The 19,369-nt window shown below is 35.0% G+C and carries 15 protein-coding genes and 2 pseudogenes; 6 read left to right on the plus strand and 11 right to left on the minus strand.

Going from position 1 to position 19,369, the window contains the following annotated elements; genetic code table 11:
• Positions 1–9: 9 nt before the first annotated feature.
• A pseudogene (locus tag OTK01_RS11055) lies at positions 10–597 on the minus strand (IS256 family transposase); the annotation flags it as partial.
• Between the two features lie 441 nt (positions 598–1,038).
• Between OTK01_RS11055 and OTK01_RS11060 the strand changes: the two are divergent.
• The gene (locus OTK01_RS11060) at positions 1,039–2,331 is read left to right on the plus strand and encodes an IS110 family RNA-guided transposase (protein ID WP_029229272.1); all 1,293 of its coding nucleotides are present in this window, start codon (positions 1,039–1,041) and stop codon (positions 2,329–2,331) included.
• 209 nt (positions 2,332–2,540) lie between these two features.
• On the opposite strand, the gene OTK01_RS11065 is transcribed toward OTK01_RS11060, so the two are convergent.
• Complete coding sequence (locus OTK01_RS11065; protein ID WP_029229273.1) at positions 2,541–3,041, minus strand: GNAT family N-acetyltransferase; 501 nt, start codon at positions 3,039–3,041, stop codon at positions 2,541–2,543.
• A gap of 784 nt (positions 3,042–3,825) precedes the next feature.
• Between OTK01_RS11065 and OTK01_RS11070 the strand changes: the two are divergent.
• Positions 3,826–5,049 (plus strand): annotated as a pseudogene (locus tag OTK01_RS11070) (IS256 family transposase).
• A gap of 221 nt (positions 5,050–5,270) precedes the next feature.
• Here the strand turns inward: OTK01_RS11070 and OTK01_RS11075 are convergent.
• A complete protein-coding gene (locus OTK01_RS11075) occupies positions 5,271–5,438 on the minus strand; it encodes a hypothetical protein (RefSeq protein WP_269011607.1) in 168 nt (55 codons plus the stop codon).
• A 913-nt stretch (positions 5,439–6,351) separates the two neighbouring features.
• Positions 6,352–7,776 carry a transposase gene (locus tag OTK01_RS11080; RefSeq protein WP_269011608.1) on the minus strand — a complete coding sequence of 475 codons (1,425 nt, stop codon included), beginning with the start codon at positions 7,774–7,776 and terminating at the stop codon, positions 6,352–6,354.
• Positions 7,777–7,945: 169 nt separating this feature from the next.
• On the opposite strand from OTK01_RS11080, the gene OTK01_RS11085 reads away from it, so the two are divergent.
• Positions 7,946–8,143 carry a hypothetical protein gene (locus OTK01_RS11085; RefSeq protein ID WP_269011609.1) on the plus strand — a complete coding sequence of 66 codons (198 nt, stop codon included), beginning with the start codon at positions 7,946–7,948 and terminating at the stop codon, positions 8,141–8,143.
• Positions 8,144–8,321: 178 nt separating this feature from the next.
• The gene (locus tag OTK01_RS11090) at positions 8,322–8,816 is read left to right on the plus strand and encodes a ferritin family protein (RefSeq protein WP_013433052.1); all 495 of its coding nucleotides are present in this window, start codon (positions 8,322–8,324) and stop codon (positions 8,814–8,816) included.
• A gap of 97 nt (positions 8,817–8,913) precedes the next feature.
• Here the strand turns inward: OTK01_RS11090 and OTK01_RS11095 are convergent, their stop codons facing one another.
• Both OTK01_RS11095 and OTK01_RS11100 read right to left on the minus strand, forming a co-directional pair.
• Positions 8,914–9,894 (minus strand): hypothetical protein, encoded by a 981-nt coding sequence (locus OTK01_RS11095; RefSeq protein ID WP_029229012.1) that lies wholly within the window; start codon positions 9,892–9,894, stop codon positions 8,914–8,916.
• 24 nt (positions 9,895–9,918) lie between these two features.
• The gene (locus tag OTK01_RS11100; protein WP_029229011.1) at positions 9,919–10,491 is read right to left on the minus strand and encodes a papain-like cysteine protease family protein; all 573 of its coding nucleotides are present in this window, start codon (positions 10,489–10,491) and stop codon (positions 9,919–9,921) included.
• A gap of 343 nt (positions 10,492–10,834) precedes the next feature.
• Between OTK01_RS11100 and OTK01_RS11105 the strand changes: the two genes are divergently transcribed.
• Positions 10,835–12,220, plus strand: coding sequence for an aspartate ammonia-lyase (locus tag OTK01_RS11105; protein ID WP_029229010.1), 1,386 nt, complete (start codon positions 10,835–10,837; stop codon positions 12,218–12,220).
• A 26-nt stretch (positions 12,221–12,246) separates the two neighbouring features.
• Complete coding sequence (gene hydF, locus OTK01_RS11110; protein ID WP_029229009.1) at positions 12,247–13,458, plus strand: [FeFe] hydrogenase H-cluster maturation GTPase HydF; 1,212 nt, start codon at positions 12,247–12,249, stop codon at positions 13,456–13,458.
• 58 nt (positions 13,459–13,516) lie between these two features.
• On the opposite strand, the gene OTK01_RS11115 is transcribed toward hydF, so the two are convergent.
• The 5 genes from OTK01_RS11115 to OTK01_RS11135 form a co-directional block, all read right to left on the minus strand.
• Positions 13,517–14,260, minus strand: coding sequence for an SIMPL domain-containing protein (locus OTK01_RS11115; protein WP_013433057.1), 744 nt, complete (start codon positions 14,258–14,260; stop codon positions 13,517–13,519).
• Between the two features lie 143 nt (positions 14,261–14,403).
• Positions 14,404–15,285 (minus strand): GNAT family N-acetyltransferase, encoded by an 882-nt coding sequence (locus OTK01_RS11120; protein ID WP_269011610.1) that lies wholly within the window; start codon positions 15,283–15,285, stop codon positions 14,404–14,406.
• Entirely contained in the window at positions 15,278–17,467 is a 2,190-nt protein-coding gene (locus OTK01_RS11125; RefSeq protein ID WP_029229007.1) for an alpha-galactosidase, read from the minus strand. The genes OTK01_RS11120 and OTK01_RS11125 overlap by 8 nt, the downstream gene beginning before the upstream one ends.
• A gap of 144 nt (positions 17,468–17,611) precedes the next feature.
• Positions 17,612–18,454, minus strand: coding sequence for a carbohydrate ABC transporter permease (locus OTK01_RS11130; RefSeq protein WP_084694648.1), 843 nt, complete (start codon positions 18,452–18,454; stop codon positions 17,612–17,614).
• Between the two features lie 27 nt (positions 18,455–18,481).
• Positions 18,482–19,366, minus strand: coding sequence for a carbohydrate ABC transporter permease (locus OTK01_RS11135; protein ID WP_029229005.1), 885 nt, complete (start codon positions 19,364–19,366; stop codon positions 18,482–18,484).
• Positions 19,367–19,369 lie beyond the last annotated feature (3 nt).

Raw genomic sequence — 19,369 nt, forward strand, 5'->3', positions numbered from 1 at the left:
GATTGCTATCTACTTTATATACTCTCTCAAACGGTCAGGATACATTATCAAAAGCTGATTTAATATTATATCCCAATTTCTGTACCTCTGTGTCCACTTTCTTACAACATTTTTTGTTGCAAGATAAAGCATCTTCTCTAATGCTATATCATTTGGAAACACTGATTTTGTCTTTGTCACTTTCCTAAACTGTCTGTGAATTCCTTCTATGATGTTTGTGGTATAAATTATCTTCCTTATTCTGCGGGGAAACTTAAAAAACGATGTTAGTAGCTCCCAGTTGTTTTCCCAGCTTCTGAACGCATAAGGATACTGTTTCCCACACTTTTCTCTTACCTGATAAAAATTCTCCAGCGCTTCTTCTTCATTAGTTGCCTGATACACTTTCTTAAAATCCTTTGAAAATTCTTTTATATGCTTGTATGAAACATACTTGAATTAATTTCTTAGTTGATGAATAATACACCTTTGAACATCGCTTTTAGGGAACACTGCTTCTATTGCTTCCTTTAAACCTGTCAAGCCGTCAACACAAAATAGTAGTACCTCTTCTACTCCTTGTATAATTATTTTCGTAATACACAACAAAAAAATTCTAATAAAATAACAACCAAAGTTTCGGTTAACATAAGATTTTAAGTCTCATCATTAAAATAACATTTCCAATCATTCCTCTTTGAGAGGAAAGCAGCCTAAAATCACTTCCTGCTGCTTGTGGCTTCTCTTCTTCGGCCACACTCTGATTTATCGCTGGCCTCTTGCCAGCCTCATTAAATTTGATATAATTCTTTCATTTGGGCATGGAATTTATCTGTACATTCACTCCTGGGAATGGAAGTCACCTTCCATATACCCGCACAAGAGACTATTATTCCATTCCAGGTAAGTCTAAACTATTTGGCTGGTTGAGGCCAGCTTAAAACCTAATTAAAGCTGGTTCCTCGTATCACTCGCAAGGTTGTATACTTACCTTGGCTCGGAATGGAAAACTCATGCCCTAATTCAATTTTAAAATCACTTGCAAGGAGGTCTTATGCTATGAACTTAAAACCTATTGCCGGGATTGATGTCTCTAAATATTTCAGCGAAATGGTGGTTATCTCTCCTGCAAATGAAATACTTTCACGCTTGACTATCCATCACAATAATCTCTCTGACTTTGATAGGGCTATCGAAATCCTTAAAAAAGTTGAAGAGGATTTCGCGGCTCGCCCTATCATCGTCATGGAAGCCACAGGGCATTACCACAAAATCCTCTCCCGCTTCTTTACTTCTAATGGCTGGGATGTTGCAATTATCAATCCCATCCAATCTAATTCTATCAAAAATGCGGGAGTTAGAAAAGTAAAAAATGATAAAATTGATGCCCTGTGGATTGCCTTAACCTTCAGGCTTACTAACTCTGCTATAGCACAACCTTCATCTGAAACCCTCGATTGCTTGAAAAACCTATGCCGTCAGTACTACAACCTCAGCGATGAGTTGACCTCTTACAAATATAGACTTACTTCTGTCGTCGACCAAATTATGCTCAATTTCAAAGAGGTCTTCCCTGACATTTGCTCTAAAACATCTTTGGCTATACTTGAAAACTACCCTACTCCAAACGATATCCTAAGCGCTGACAGCGAAAAACTTATTTCCATCATTCAGCAAACTTCTAAAAAAAGCTACCAATGGGCTAAAGAAAAATATGAACTACTTATCGCAAAAGCTAAACAGTTCAAACCTTTTTCTATCTCCAACTTGGCAAATGTTACTATGCTTAAAGTCTACATTAACATAGTCTTGACTTTGCAACAAAACATCAATAAAATCTCTGAATCCATAAATCAGCTTGTTCAGCAGTCTTCACAGACTCAGCCTTCAATATCCGAAAATATTAACCTTCTTCAGTCTATCCCTGGCATAGGTTTTCTCACTGCTGCAACTATCCTTGCTGAAATAGGTGACTTCGAAAAATTTTCAAAACCTAATAAACTTGTTGCCTTCTTTGGTATTGATCCTTCCGTAAATCAGTCTGGGCAATTTGTTGGCACAAAAAACAAAATGTCTAAACGTGGCTCTAAAATCTTGCGAAGAATCTTATTTACAATTGCTCTTGCAAATATCAGAACTAAAAGAAACTCTGAGCCTTGTAATCCTGTGTTATTGGAATACTATCAGAAAAAGTGTCAACAAAAGCCCAAAAAAGTTGCATTAGGCGCTGTCATGAGAAAGCTCATATGCATTATCTTTGCTGTCATGCGCGATAGAAAACCTTTTGAACTTAGAACTCCTGAAAAACATATTCAAAAATGTTTTAACAAGACTGCTGTTTATTGTGTATAAATAATTGTTTTATTAATGAAACATTGGTTAACCATAATATGTGCCCAGCCTCCATATGTTATGTCAACCTCTAATGGATGGCTTACCGTCTTATGCCCTTTTAAAAGAATTTTCTACCATAAAATGTTATCAAAAATTTTTTAAAAAACTCTTGACTTTAATTAGCTGGTCTTAACTTATTTTATAAACTAACTATAGACTAAAACATATCATAATTTAATAGAATACCTTAGTTCTCTTAAATTTACCCCCGCAATGTTAAGCATTCTTACTTTATTATCACTTCTGAACCCATACCTTTCATAAAAATTCAAAGCTCTCGTATTACCTTCCAAAACCCAAAGGTGACAATAATCAAAATTTTGCTTTTTCAATCTATTTAAAGCAAAATTCATTAATTCATAACCTTGCCTAGTTGACCAATATGCTGGTAAAACATATATAGATATGATCTCTCCATATCCAGCTTCTCCATCACGCGATTTGCCAAAACAAACACATCCAGTATCAGTTTCTCCATTATTTATTATCGCCGCTTCATGCAATTTATTAGATAACGCATCAGTAAATGGCTTGATCCATTTATCTTCCGAAATCCCATTTAGATATTCTTGCGGTATCAAACCTTTATAAGCTTCTTTCCACGTTAAAGCGTGTATTCTACTCATACTAGCTACATCTTCAATTTTAGCTAACCTTATATAACTCAATTATTCCCCCTCACTATTCAAGTATTTATATAACTGCAATTCATAATTTAAGCAGAAATCTTTTTTTACTTTATATTTTGTTCAGAATCTGATATAAATACTGTTCCACTTCTGCACCGCATGGCACATACAATTAAATAAACTTCAGAAAGCCGAAGACGCCAAAGAACTTTTCAGCAAAGACAGTAACCAATTTTTGTTTTTTCTGCACATGATTTTTTACTGCTACAGAAAAAGTTTTTCCCTTAATTTTTCTTTCTTCTGTACTTTTGTATAACTTAACCTATAAATGCCATAGCAATATAGAATGGTATAAAGTTATTCTTTGTGCTTTTATAGTTTTTAGTCTGTTAGAAATCCTTAGTAAATCACCCCTCGACTCTTTGGTATATTTGAAAATAGAATAAGAATAATAAAGTTGTTGAATTAGAAGTCGAAAGTTTTAAATGATGAAATCACCTCTCGAGTTAATTATTTACTTTAATATTAGCAAAAAAAAGAAAAAACGCAATAGTCAGATTATACAAAATTATGACTCTGATATTGTTAATATTGTTAGAGAAGAGTATCGGGAAAGGATAGGGGATGAAGGAAGATAAAGTAAAAGGCTATCCAATCAACTTTTGGACAGCCCTTGAGTATATTTGTAGTTTCTTTCAAACTGAAAGTCTATTCGATAATTCCATTTTCTGATACTATAAATAATTTTGTGTAAAGTATAATAGCCTCCTTCTTGGTAAGAATCAGAATATAAACAAAAATAACCAAGTGGGAGGCTTTTATTATGGAAAATGTTTTATCAAAAGAACAATTACTCGAATTCATAAGAAAAAATAACATCCAGAGTGTAAGCGACATTTATGAAAGCTTGAAGGATCTATTCAAAGACTTACTACAAAGCTTTTTAGAAGCAGAAATTGAAGAAAGTTTAGGTTACGAAAAATATGATGGCAAAAACAAGCAGACAACAAATTCCTGAAATGGTTATAGTCAAAAGACTGTCAAAACTAAGTTTGGTGAAATGGAACTTGATATTCCAAGGGATAGAGAAGGTAAATTTGAACCGAAGATAATTCCTAAGTATAAAAGAGACATTTCAGAGATTGAAGACAAAATTATAGCCCTGTATTCAAGAGGAATGACAACACGAGACATTCATGAGCAAATTAAAGATATTTATGGTATTGAAATATCTAGCGAAATGGTTAGCAAAATTACAGAGAAAATTATTCCTGAGATAAGAGAATGGCAAAATAGACCATTGGAAAAAATATATCCATTTATTTTCATGGACGCAATTCATTACAAGATAAAGGATGAGGGTAAAATTGTAAATAAAGCTGCCTATGTTGTTTTGGGTATTAACATTGAAGGATATAAGGATGTTTTAGGGATATGGATTGGAGAGAGTGAAAGCTCTAAATTCTGGTTGGGTGTTTTGAATGACTTGAAAACAAGAGGAGTAGAAGAGGTACTACTGTTTTGTGTTGACGGCTTGACAGGTTTAAAGGAAGCAATAGAAGCAGTGTTCCCTAAAAGCGATGTTCAAAGGTGTATTATTCATCAACTAAGAAATTAATTCAAGTATGTTTCATACAAGCATATAAAAGAATTTTCAAAGGATTTTAAGAAAGTGTATCAGGCAACTAATGAAGAAGAAGCGCTGGAGAATTTTTATCAGGTAAGAGAAAAGTGTGGGAAACAGTATCCTTATGCGTTCAGAAGCTGGGAAAACAACTGGGAGCTACTAACATCGTTTTTTAAGTTTCCCCGCAGAATAAGGAAGATAATTTATACCACAAACATCATAGAAGGAATTCACAGACAGTTTAGGAAAGTGACAAAGACAAAATCAGTGTTTCCAAATGATATAGCATTAGAGAAGATGCTTTATCTTGCGACAAAAAATGTTGTAAGAAAGTGGACACAGAGGTACAGAAATTGGGATATAATATTAAATCAGCTTTTGATAATGTATCCTGAGCGTTTGAGAGAGTATATAAAGTAGATAGCGATTACCAGTTCGCATTTTAAACTGCTTCCATGGAAGCAGTTTAAAACAACAAATAAAAAACAGAGTATTATAACCCAGTATTAAATTTTGTCCAGGATTTTAAAAATTTATGCATAAAAATTTTTAAAATGGTAATACTAAAAAATAGAAGGTAGACAAGCTTATCCTTGAATGATTTCTTACCAAGAAGGTTGGTTTAATTTAAATACACAAAATTATTTACAGACCCCATTTTCTTTTGCCCATTTATCAAGCTCTTGTGCCACTTCTTTTTTCTTTTCTTCTAATATCTTTTGGTATTCTTCTCTCTCTTTCTCTATATCTTCTTCTGTTAAATTGTTTTGTTTGGCTAATGCTTTACCTACAGGAGTTGAGAAAAACATGTTCTTTTTAAAATCTGGTTCAAACTTAACAAGTGAACTTCTTGCTTTATGTTCAATGGCTATTGTTCGAAATTCTTTCCAAATATTTTGCCAATCATAAGGTTTTTTAATTAAATCTTTAAGGAATTTTTCGTAATAGTAAATAGCAACTTTATCAATTTTATATTGAGTATACTCCTTGTATAATTATTTTCGTAATACACATCAAAAAAATTCTAATAAAATAACAACCAAAGTTTCGGTTAACATAAGATTTTAAGTCTCATCATTAAAATAACATTTCCAATCATTCCTCTTTGAGAGGAAAGCAGCCTAAAATCACTTCCTGCTGCTTGTGGCTTCTCTTCTTCGGCCACACTCTGATTTATCGCTGGCCTCTTGCCAGCCTCATTAAATTTGATATAATTCTTTCATTTGGGCATGGAATTTATCTGTACATTCACTCCTGGGAATGGAAGTCACCTTCCATATACCCGCACAAGAGACTATTATTCCATTCCAGGTAAGTCTAAACTATTTGGCTGGTTGAGGCCAGCTTAAAACCTAATTAAAGCTGGTTCCTCGTATCACTCGCAAGGTTGTATACTTACCTTGGCTCGGAATGGAAAACTCATGCCCTAATTCAATTTTAAAATCACTTAGCCGTTTGCAAAAAGGGTGATGTTTGCAGGTAATAGGTGGGAAAACAGAAATTAAGTACAAATAAGAAGTAGGAAGACAAAGGAAAAGCTAATACAATTAATACCAATACAAACAACAATAGCTAAATCAAATTGATGGAAATTATTAACAGCGTTTAAAAAGACAATACTATCCCATACCCTCTAAAAAAGCTTCTTTAGAGGGTTTAAGACAGGTAACTATGATATTGAGTAAAGGGTTGAAAGATTTAACCAAGAAAAAACTTAAAGTTTTAAGCAATAAGTTTTTTGAGTTTATTAAGTTTTTTAATAGTAAGCTTAGAGCAATGAAGCTTAATATTATGAGCGAGAATAAATAGCAAGAGGAAAGACACAGCAGACAAAAGGAAATCAGAAAACAGAGAAATATGGTCGCGTGTTGGCAGGATGTCAGAGCCCATGTAGGATTTAAGGTGAGCGATGGTTTGTTCAATGACGACACGTTTTTTGTAGAGGTTTAAGAATTTTTGAGAGTTTCTGTTGATGCCAGGGAAAGAACGAAGGTTATCAGGGTATGTATAAAACATTCTGCCTGATTTAGAGGAAGTACAGGGCTGAGGGCAAGAGCAGACACGTTTGCCATCTTTGTATGAAGACAAAGGGCAGACCCATTTAAAACGCTCTGAACGATTTTTACCCTGGCAAATGCCTTCTGGTTTAAAAGGCAGATTGAATTTTTGACATATGGGGATACCATCTTCTGAGATAATGATATTGGGGTCAGAGGTAGTAGAGTTTTTGTTAGCTCTTTTGTTTAGAGGGATAACGATTTTAGAGAAATTGAAAGAGTTTTTTAAAGTGGAATAAATGTTAGCAGAATCCAAGGCACTATCAGCGCTAAAAGTAGAGAAGTTATTAGGGATGTATGAAAAAAGTTTTTCAAGGCAAGGTAGCAAAGCTTTTGAATCAGAGACAGCTTTATCTTCAATAGGGTCAGAGTTTGATGAATCTATATTGAACAGAGGATGGATAGCCAGAGGAAGACCGAGAGCATTTGTAATGACAGCGAATTTGAGTGCATAACAAAAATGACCGTTTATGAACATAAGGCGGATATTAGAATTAGCGGCGGATGTTTTGGACAAAGAAGAATAAACAAGAGAGTACACCTGGTTAGTTTCGAGGTCAGGGTTAGCCTTAGAAGTTTTACGCAGTAGAGATTGAAAGAATTTAGGGTTATTTTCCCGGACTTTAGGTTCAAGGCCTGTAGTATCGAATATTAGGGTAGAAGCTAAATCTGGGCAATGCTCAAAAGCTATGTTATGAGCGAAAAGAGCGATGTTATTGAACAATTTTTCGATTTCAAGTGCAAAGAGTTTTCTAAACCTTGAGAAGGTAGAAATAGAGGGCACATTTTCAAAGTTGCAGAAGGTGCGGAGTTCGTATGATTTAAATAGAACAGCACGAGGCTGGGTGATAGTATTAAGTTTGAGGATTTTTTGGATGAAGAAAGCGCAGAGCATGGATTCTAAAGAGAAACTTCTGTGTTTGCCGAAATATTTGTAGTAGGCTTTGTAGAATGAGTCAGGGATGAATTGAGACAGGTCGATGAATTTATTGAACAAGCCCAAAAGGCTTTCTGGCGAATAAAGAGCCGAGGCCTTTATATGGGAGTGAAGTTCCAAAAAGGAAAGTTGTTTAGGTTTGTTTTTGAACATTTTAGGACCCTCCTCACAGTAACATATTTGTTTTATATACTCATATTTTACTACAACTATGAGGAGGGTGACCAGACTTTTTTGAATCTTTCTAAAGCTTAATAACGCTCATATTGAGCGTTTCTGCAAAAAGCTATATTACATTAAAGATGGGAGTAAGCCTATTGATTTGTTTGGAGATGGTAAATTCTTGATAAAAACAAAAAAAGATATTTATAATGAGCTTTTATTATATTACGATCTTTTTTCAAAATTAGACTTAGAAGTGACAAAGTCATCTACAGGTACCGAGCTATTTAATAAGATTATTAAAACCTGGGATATTGAAAAGGCAAACAAAATAGTATACCCTTCTGAAAGAAATTAAAAATAAATCTTAGCTTATGATAGATTATGAGAAAATAGATTGACTACATTAGGGCTGCTATGTTTATGAAATAATAGGCAGTCCCTATTTTTATGATTTATTTTAAAGTTTTTAAAATAAACTTTCGGGGTATAAATACTTTTGAGAACAAAAATTTTATAAAAGGAGAGACCTTGTGATGAGCAAAAAGATTGAGAACATATTAAGGTTTGGAATGAAGATGGAGAAAAATGCGCAAGACTTTTATTCGTTCTATGCAAACAGCTTGCAAGATGAAGGGCTAAAAAAACTTTTTGAAGAGTTTGTAAAGATTGAGCAGGAACATTACAAGTATCTTGAGAATATTCTTAAAAGTCTGGGTAGCCAAGAACCACCAATATCAATCTCATGGGTTGTAGACGACCATAACAAAATGGTAGACCCTCATATACTTGCCGAAAACTCAAAAATATTGGAGACAGATTTTTCAGACCTTACAATATTGCGGCTTGCATATCTGATTGAAAGCGACTTTGCCGCATTTTACAAACAAGCTGCTGAAAAGGTTGAAGATAGCAATGTAAAAGGTTTGCTTCTACATCTTGCAAAGTGGGAAGAGGAACATGAGAAGTTCTTCAAAGATAGATACCACAGTCTTATGAAAAAGGAATGGGAAGAACTTGACCTGTTCTAAAAAAGACCTATAAAAAAGTAGCAAGGGAGCAGTCTGTATTCTATTTTGTTAGACAGCTCCCTTTTAATTTTTATTTAAATCGTTCTCGAACATAGTTTTACTTTTGTGTATTTTTAATATGTTTGCGGAATTGATACTGGTAAGAAAATTTCCACTTTGAGCATATAACAACAATAGCAGTAAGGATCAGTAAGAATATAGCAATCATGGCATTCTGAGTTCTTTCTTTTTTGGCAGCAGCAAAGTATAATGTCTTTGAAGGGTCTTCCCCACCCATCATTATCTTTTCAGGAGCTTCTCTCATCAATCTACTTCTTTCTTCTATGGCTTTTAAAATTTGCATTGGTTTTTCATTTAATGCATCTTTTATTATGCCAAAATCCCATATATGATTTTCATAACCTTTTGCACCAGCACACCACCAATTTCCATCACCTGATACAGCGTATAATCTCATCTCTTCAATATTGACAATTTTTACATCACTCTTCATGCCCCGTCGTGCCAAATACCTTTCCAAATTTTCTACTGCATTACCCAATGAATCATCACCAAACACTCCAGTATTCACTATATAATTGTTCATTTTACTATCCCACTCGATAAGAAGATATCCAACAGGTATATTATCGTAATATACAATTCTCGCCCATCCCTTGTCTACAAATTCAGTATTAAGAACATCTCTCCAAGAGTTAAATCTCAAATTTTTAATTTTATCTTTTACCTCATCTCTCACAATATGATATGGGCGCCCATTCTCAGCTATCTTAACTTCAGTTGGAATATGAAATACCCTGTAATATTCGTATTCTTTACTCAACTTGAATTTTTCAGTGTCATACGATCCATTGATATTTGTTATTTTATTCAACGACTGCAGCGCAGTTGAATCTTTATTAATAGTAAGATTATTAATATAAAGATTTAGCCATGAGTTAGCTAAACATTGTCTTTGGAGTATATTAATTTCACTATTGTGCTCATTAGAAAGGTTTGTTCCAATACATGTAAATGTTGAAATATATAATAGTAAAAAAACTATTACAAGACTAAGAAATACCTTATCTTTTTTCATTTTGTTTCACCTCTCGCTAAACTATTATGGCTTAAATACTCTTATTGCATCTAAATAATCTCTGTAATTATCGTTATCTCTCAGCTCAGAATCAGGAATAGTAATTACTCCGCCAATGGCTGGATCCATAATTGTTATATAATTTTGCAGAAACCCATTTGAGTCAAAATATTGCCATATACCGTTTAAAACAACAAAATGATTTTGACTTACTGTTACTGTAATTTCTAATCCTATTGGACTTCTATAATTTACAATTTGTTCTGCAATTTGCCCATATGAAATTACAAAACCACTTACTGGTATCATGCGTGAAGAGCCAACACCATAATAGCTCAGTGCTCTTTGTATATCATAAAGAGATGCAGATTTATTTACATAGCTTCCATAAATATATTTCACTATATCCCATTGTGTTGCCTCTCTTCCAAAACCTAAATAGTTTTTACAATAGTAAAGTATTGACTTACTTCCTGCTGCCCAGCACCAGTTTGAGTATGCTTGCTGCACTTCTTTAACCGGAAGACTAACATACGTAACTGTGTTTTCTGCACGTACACTAAAAATGCTTAGAAAAAATAAATTCAGGAGTACCACAATTGAAATTGCTATTTTTTTCTCTTTTCTATTTTAAAAAGTTTTGTTACCACACTTTTCACTCCTTCCTATTTTCCAATATAATTACTACATTATAACTTTAAATTCATCATTTCTGATTTTCAATGTACAAAATTGTCTTTTTTTTCATTTTTTAAACCTCAATTTGGATAATTTTATTTGTTGAAAACATCAAAAAAATGCACATAACATAAATTTTATTAAGGAAATGCTTTTAAAAATGTGTCTTTTTCACCGGAATTCTTACCGGTATGATATAATATTTGATGTTGATTAATATAAAACAATTTTAAAATATACCTAATCAGGAGAGATAAAAGCAATGTCAAGAATAGAAAAAGATTTCTTGGGTAGCATAGAGCTTTCTGACTCTGAACTTTATGGAATTCATACAAAGCGTGCACAGGAAAATTTCAACGTTTCAAAAGAGCCAGTTGATTCAGACTTGATAAAAGCTATGGTAATGGTCAAAAAAGCTTGTGCAATTGCAAACTTTGAAGTTGGCCTTCTTGACAAAACAAGAAAGGACGCAATTGTATACGCATGCGACCAAATACTGGAAGGAAAATACCTTGACCAGTTTGTGGTTGATAAGTTCCAAGGCGGTGCTGGAACATCAACCAATATGAATGTAAATGAGGTCATAGCAAATATTGCACTAATTTCTATGGGAAGAAAACCCGGTGAGTATGAAGTCATCCACCCTATTGACCATGTAAATATGTCACAGTCAACAAATGATGTGTATCCCACTGCCCTTCGGATTGCTACAATCTGGAATGTAAGAGAACTTTCTGAGGAAATAGCAGAGCTTCAGAAAAGTCTTCAGAAAAAAGAACATGAATTTGAAGATGTAATCAAGGCAGGAAGAACTCAGCTGCAGGATGCTCTTCCTGTCACTTTAGGTCAGGAGTTTGGCGCATACGCTCAGGCAATATCGCGCGACAGATGGCGACTTTACAAAGTTGAAGAGCGCCTGAGAGTAATAAACATCGGGGCAACTGCAGTGGGAAATGCAACTAACGCTCCTTTGAAGTATATTTTTAAAGTGACAGAGATTCTGCGCGACCTTACAAAGATTGGCCTTGCACGGTCAGACTATCTCATGGATGCAACACAAAACGCAGATGTTTTTGTTGAATGTTCTGGCCTTTTGAAAGCCTTGGCAGTAAACCTTACCAAGATTGCAAATGACCTCAGGCTTTTATCCTCTGGTCCAAACACAGGATTTAATGAAATAAATCTGCTACCTGTTCAGGCAGGGTCAAGCATAATGCCAGGAAAGGTGAATCCTGTTATACCAGAGCTTATAAACACAATAGCTTTTCAAGTGATGGCAAACGACTTTGCAATAACCTTGGCAGCACAGGCTGGTCAGCTTGAACTGAACGCTTTTTTGCCTCTAATTAGCAAAAACATATTAGAAAGCCTCAAAATTCTTAAAAATGGAATAAGAATTTTTAGAAAACAATGCATAGATGGAATTACAGCAAATAGAGAAAAGTGTTTAGAATATGCTAAAAAGACACCAGCAATTGCCGCAGCTTTGATTGACAAAATTGGCTATGACAAAGCAGCAGAGGTTGCCAAAAAAGCTATTTTGGAAGGAAAGCAGGTAATTGAGGTAGTAAAAGAACAAAATATTATGGATGAAAATCAAGCTGAAAAGATTTTGGACCCATTTGAGTTTGTAAAGTTCAAAGAATAAATCTTTTTGAAGGGACTGACTTTAAGATGAACACAACACCACGAAGCGAAAGAATCCATATAGCCATATTTGGCAAGCGAAATGCTGGAAAGTCAAGTTTAATTAATGCCATTACAAACCAGCCAATTGCAATCGTGTCTGACATGCCAGGTACTACCACCGACCCTGTGTACAAAGCAATGGAGATTTTGCCGCTTGGTCCTGTTGTTTTGATTGACACAGCAGGAATTGACGATGAAGGCGCACTTGGCAAGCTCAGGGTTGAAAAGACCTTAGAGGTTTTGGACAAAACAGACATTGCCATCTTAGTTGTCTCAGACCTTGATGACCTGACATATGAAAAATGGCTTGTAAAGCTCTTTGAACAGAAAAAAGTTGCCAGGATTGGTGTATTGAACAAGATTGATAAAGACCAGAATTACAAGGAAAAACTTTCGTTTTTGCAATCAACCCTTGGGATGCCATTTTTGCCTGTATCGTGCGCGCAGCAAAAAGGAATTGATGATTTGAAAAATACTTTATCCAAACTCATTCCAGATGTTGGTGAGGATTTGCGAATAGTTGGAGATTTAATAAACCCAAGTGACTTTGCAGTTTTGGTTGTACCAATTGACAAAGCCGCCCCAAAAGGAAGATTGATTTTGCCCCAGCAGCAGACAATAAGAGATATTCTGGACTCTGACGCAATTGCAATTGTGACAAAAGAGTATGAACTTAAAGAAACCATAGAAAATCTTGGGAAAAAGCCAGCAATTGTTATAACAGACTCACAGGCGTTTTTGAAGGTTGATGCAGACACCCCGCCAGACATTCCTCTTACTTCATTTTCCATTTTGTTTGCAAGATACAAAGGAGATTTGGTAGAATTTGTTGAGGGTGTAAAAAAGATTAAAGAATTAAAGCCAGGTGATAAAGTATTGATTGCAGAGGCATGTACTCATCACAGACAGTCTGACGACATTGGCACAGTAAAAATTCCAAGATGGCTCCGCCAGATAGCTGGATTTGACATAAACTTTGAATGGGTATCAGGCTACAATTACCCAAAAGACCTTACAAAGTACAAGCTTATAATCCACTGCGGCGGGTGCATGATAACAAGACGAGAAATGCTATTTAGAATTGAGCTTGCAAAACAGCAAGGTGTGCCAATCACAAACTATGGTATCATGATTGCGTATGTCCACGGGATTTTGCCAAGAGCATTAAAACCATTTGGTATTGAGTTTGAATATTGAAAAAATTGGGCTGTCCAAAAAGTTAATTGGATAGCCCCTTTTATCTTGAAACAAAAATTTATTTTATAGAAAACTCACAGTTTACAATAGCTGTTATTTCTTTGTCAACAGAAGATGTATCGTTTATGCCATAGTCGCTAACCTCTGTTGAATAAGGCGGTGTTATTTGGAAAACACCCATTGACGCAGACCTGAGCCTCTCTACCTTTATCCCAGTGCTTTCTGCAATTTGCTGAGCTCTTTTCACCGCATCCTTGGTTGCCAAAGACAGCATCTCAATTTTGAGGTCTGCAAGTTTTGTATAGTAATACTGCGGTGGCATTGATTCGAACTGAACACCGAGGTTTATAAGCTCTGTTGATTTCCTTGACAGGTCTGTAATCTTATCAACATCCTTTGAAGTAATTTGAACATTCTGAACAAGCCTGTAACTGTCAATTTTTGTTGATGTGACACCATTGGGAAGCATTTCGTAAATGGTTGTTGTAGAAATTGATGAAAAAATCAAATCTTTTTCAAAAATTCCTTTAGATAAAAAATAATTTTTCACAATTTTCTGGCTGTTTTGGAGCTGCTTGTACGCCTCTTTTAAGTCTTTTGCCTGAACTGAATATGTTCCTGTCCATTTTACCAAATCCGACCTTATCTGCTTCTTAGCAGACCCTGTAACTCGGATTATCTTTTGTTCTGACCTGAGATTAATAAGACCATTTGAAATAAAGTAAGATGAGACTGTAAAGGAAACCCCTAAAATCAGAGCAATAATAATGTAAGTGATATTTTTGTTATTCGTTTTATCCACCCCCTATTTTTTACTTGACAATATTTTATCACTATGGGCAAACAAATTCAATATAAAAAATTTTTACTTGGAAAGCTAAAAATAAACCTCTGCCTCTTATCTTTTATGGATAAGAAAGCAGAGGTTGTTTTTTTTGGCATCTTCTATACAGTAAATGTTACCCACTTGCCAAGCTCTTCAAACCCAAGTTTTTTATAAATCCTTCCTGCAGCAGGGTTTTCGTAAAACAGGCAAAGTGACTTTCCTTCACTCAAAAGATCTGAGCAGAGCTTTTTCATGCACATTGTGGCATACCCTTTACCTCTGTATTCGTGCATTGTACACACGCTTATTACCATCGCCATATCCTGAATCTCTGCACCTGTTCTTGCAGATGATACTATCATACCATCATCTTCAATGTAATATATTCTGCTTCTTCCAAGACTTACATCTTGTTTTATTTGGTCAAAAGTTGCAGGGTTCAAAAATTTTTCAATTGACTGATATAAGTAAACAAGCATCTCTATCTTGTCAAGGTTTTCTTCTAAATTGTCTTTGGTGATAATTTTAACCATGTTCTCTTCTTCAGGCTTAAGATTAAACCTGCTGAAATCCTGCGGCTGTGAAAGTTTGGAAAAAGCTTGTTCTCTTTTTTGCGAAAATTTTATCTTCTTTGCAAAAGGCAAGATTGCAGATCTTTTTCCAGAAAAAGTTTTAAATTTAAGATTTAAAATGATATTGCTAAAGCCCTCTATATCATAGTCAAGAGTATCTGAATAAAAAATCAAATCCTTTCTGTACTGCAAAAGAACAGCTTTTATGCTATCAGTTTTTAAATCAAACTCACCCCAAACCTGAACAATGGGCGAATCAAAACCATAACTCAAAACATCGCCAATGATAAAGATATTCCATTCTTTTTCTTTTCTGACAAATTCCATAAGTTTGTCAAAGTGTTGTGCAGAAAGTTTTGTAATCATATTGACCAAAACCACACTTTCCTGCTTTTTTAAAATTATACTACCAAAATGGCGTTTATTCAACAGCTTTCAAAACCCACATAAACGAATTAAAATCGCCCCAGGTCTGAGGAATAAGAATACCAATATTCATAAGCTCATCACCGTATTTTGTTGTTGCTTCACTTTCTATAAGATATTTTTTGTCAGGGTCAAGCCCGTCAAGTTTTAAGTACCTCACCGGTGGATTTGGACTTCTTAAGACCTCTACGTAGAACACAACAGCTTCTTTTTTGTCCTCTGTTACAAACATCCACGCAGCAGCACTTTCTTCAAACGGAGAAATTAGCCTGTACAAATCTCCTTCAAATACTATATGCCAAATTTTTTTGTAGGTTTCTATCTGTTTTTTAATCTCTTCTTTATCTTCTTTAGAAAGCTTTGTAAGGTCAAGCTCATATCCAAAACAGCCTGAAAGTGCCACGATCCCTCTTGTTTTCATGGGAGTTATCCTGCCAACCTGATGGTTTGGCACGATTGATACATGCGCACCCATAGTTGACGCTGGATACACTATGCTTGTTCCAAACTGGATTTTAAGCCTTTCGATTGCGTCTGTGTCATCACTTGTCCAAATTTGAGGCATGTAATACAAAATTCCCGGGTCGAACCTTCCACCACCGCCAGAACATCCTTCAAATAGAATGTGGGGAAATTCTGTTGTCAGCTCCTCCATCATCTGATAAAGCCCCAAAACATATCTGTGAAATACCTCTTTTTGTCTCTCTGGTGGAAGCTCAAGCGAACCTACCTCTGTTAAGGGCCTGTTCATGTCCCACTTAATATATTCAATTGGAGCTGTTCTTAAAATCTCTTTCATCATCCTTAAAATCTCTTTTCTCACATCTTCTCTGGTAATGTCCAAAACATACTGGTTCCTGCACTGCGTCAAAGTCCTTCCCCGAACCTGTATGCACCAGTCAGGATGCTTTCTGTAAAGTTCGCTATCTGGGGAGACCATCTCAGGCTCAAACCAAAGTCCAAATTTGAGCCCCATCTCATTTAGCTTTTTACCAAGCCCGTCCAAACCATTTGGAAGTTTTCTCCTGTCAACAAACCAGTCGCCAAGTGAGCTTGTATCATCATCTCTTTTGCCAAACCATCCATCATCAAGAACAAACAGCTCAATCCCAAGATCTTTTGCCTCTTTCGCCAATGCCAAAAGCTTTTCCTCATTGAAATTGAAATATGCTGCTTCCCAGCTGTTTATAAGAATTGGTCTTCTCTTGTCTCGATATGCTCCTCTGCAAAGTCTTTTTCTGTAAAGCTTATGGTATGTGCGAGACATTCCTCCTAAGCCCTCTTGTGAATAAACCATTACAACCTCGGGTGTCTGAAAACTGCTATGCGGCTCTAAAACCCATGTAAACTCAAATGGATTTATTCCCATAGTGACTCTTACAAGATTGTACTGGTCTTTTTCAACAATTGCAGCAAAGTTTCCACTATAGACAAGCGAAAAGCCATACACATCACCATGTTTTTCGGTTGCATCCTTTGACAAAAGTGCTATAAATGGATTGTGCTGATGAGAACTTTCTCCTCTTGTGCTGTCAATTACCTGAATTCCGTGGATAAGGGAAGTTCTCTCTACATACCTCTCCCTTGCCCATGAACCCCAAAGATGCAAAAGTTCAAAATCCCCTTCTGGAAAGTCAACACACGCGCTCATTGCACGAAGGATTTTTAGTCTTTGTTTTCCTAAGTTCTCAAATCTTACGCTTCTTGTTATTGCATCATAATCTTTGTAGGCTGTATAAATCAATGTGACTTTCAAATCAATCAAATCATCATAAAGGTCTATCTCCAGTGTCTGGGCTTCATCAGGTGACTCTACATATGTTGCTGGAAGACCTTCAAGTTTTGGCTTTCCATCATAGATTCTGTGGGTCTTGTAAACAAGGTTTGTGATACGAGAACCATCTTCCTGTTCTACTTGAAATGCAGGATGTCTGAAATCTGAATTTCCATATGCAGGGTATTCTAAAAGCATTGTATCAAATGTATAGGATTTGTCATTTGGGTCAGGTGTTGCACCAAATGCTCTTCCGCCTGTCACATCAAAGTCTGTCCACTCAAACTCTTTAATCTTTTTGCCCCAGTAAACATGGGACAAAAACTTTCCTTTGAAAAGCTTTATCACATAGCTTGTGTTCTTTGCTTCTATAAAAAACATGCCTGTTTGTGGGTTAAAGGTTATTGGCATTACTGGAAATCCTCCTTTTTAAAATTTAGGTTTCAAAATTAATAATAGCACTGGTAAAATATTTTCACCATACCTAATTAAAATTCTTAAATATTTTTTAAAAATTTGATATTTACTTTTCATTCACAAATCCTCATTAACTTTTTAACTTTTAATTCCCGTAAGCGCAATACTCTCTATGATATATCTTTGACCTAATAAATACACTATTAAAACTGGTACTATTGCTATTGTCGAAGCAGCCATCAGAAGTGTCCAATCTGTAATATAGATTCCTTTGAACTGAGCAAGTAAAAGTGGTACAGTATATTTTTCTGGACTATTTAGATAAATCAGGGGTCCCAAAAAATTGTTCCAAGAAGACATAAAAGTGAATATTGCTAAAGTTGCCAATACAGGCACAATCAAAGGTAGTATTATTCTTGTGTAGATTACAAAATGGTTTGCACCATCAATAATTGCTGCTTCATCCAATTCTTTGGGAAGTGTTAGTATAAACTGTCTTATTAAAAACACTCCAAATGCACTAAATAAAACCCATGGCACTGTCAAAGGTAAATGAGTATCTATCCATCCTATGTATTTGTAGAGGATAAATGTAGGAATCATGGTTACTTGACTTGGTACCATCATCGTTGCTAAAAAAGCTATAAAAATTATATTCTTTCCTCGAAAATTGATTTTTGCAAGAGCATAAGCAGCCATTGAACAAGTTATAAGTTGCCCTATCACACAAATAAGAGCAATCTTCAAACTATTTAAATAAGCATTTCCAAAAGGTAACGCGTTCCACGCATTGAGATAGTTTTCCCATTGTAGGGGTTTAGGTATCCAAATAGGCGGAATTAAAAATACCTGGTCAAGAGACTTCAGAGAAGTTGATATCATCCATAAAAAAGGAAATATCATTGAAATACTAACAAGAATGAGAATCAGGTGAAGAAATAATTTAGTTACCATCTTCTTCCTATTTATACTGCTCATCATCTTTTTTCCTCCCGTTTTCAAAGTGATTTATCGTTCATAATAAACCCATCTGTTTGAAAACTTAAACTGAACAAGAGTAATTGTTAAAATTATAGCAAACATAACCATAGAAACTGCTGCTGCCCAGCCCATTTTAAAATCTTTAAATCCATATTGGTAAATTAAAAATACTAAACTCATACTTGCCTTGGCAGGTCCGCCATTGGTCATTATATATATCTGATCAAAAACCTGAAAACCGTTAATCAAACTCATAATAAGTACAAAAAACGTAGTAGGTGAAACCATGGGTAATGTAATTTTAAAAAATTTCTGGACTGCATTTGCACCATCGATAGTAGCCGCTTCATAGTACACATTAGGTATACTCTGCAGTCCAGCTAAAAATATAGTGGTGTAGTAACCCACTCCCCACCATATCGACATCAACGAAATAGATAGCATTACAAGATTAGGATCTGTAAGCCATTGTGGTCCTTCAATACCCAAGCTTTTAAGTAAAGTATTTATAATTCCAAAATCGCCATTTAAAAGCCAAGTCCAGACAAAACTTATTGCAATAGAATTTGTTATAGTAGGTAAGAAGAATATAGCTCTGTACAACATTTTCAAACCCACATTATTCAAAATTACTGCAAAGACTAATGCTAAAAACAACTGGGCAGGGACTGTATAGAGAATATAAAGCACAGTATTCTTTAGAGCAAGCGGGAAATCACTCTCACCGGAAAAAAATATATATTTAAAATTAGAAATCCCTACCCATTTTGGTTTGCTTACCAAATCCCATTCAAAACAACTCAAAATAATAGCCGCAACTGTGGGAAATAACGAAAATAGCAAAAAACCTATTAATTGTGGAGCTATGAATCCAAATCCCCATAAATTTTCCTTTAACTCTTTTTTAGACATCGC

Origin of the sequence: Caldicellulosiruptor acetigenus (assembly GCF_026914305.1) — a bacterium.
In the GTDB taxonomy this organism is placed as follows: Bacteria; Bacillota; Thermoanaerobacteria; order Caldicellulosiruptorales; family Caldicellulosiruptoraceae; genus Caldicellulosiruptor; species Caldicellulosiruptor acetigenus.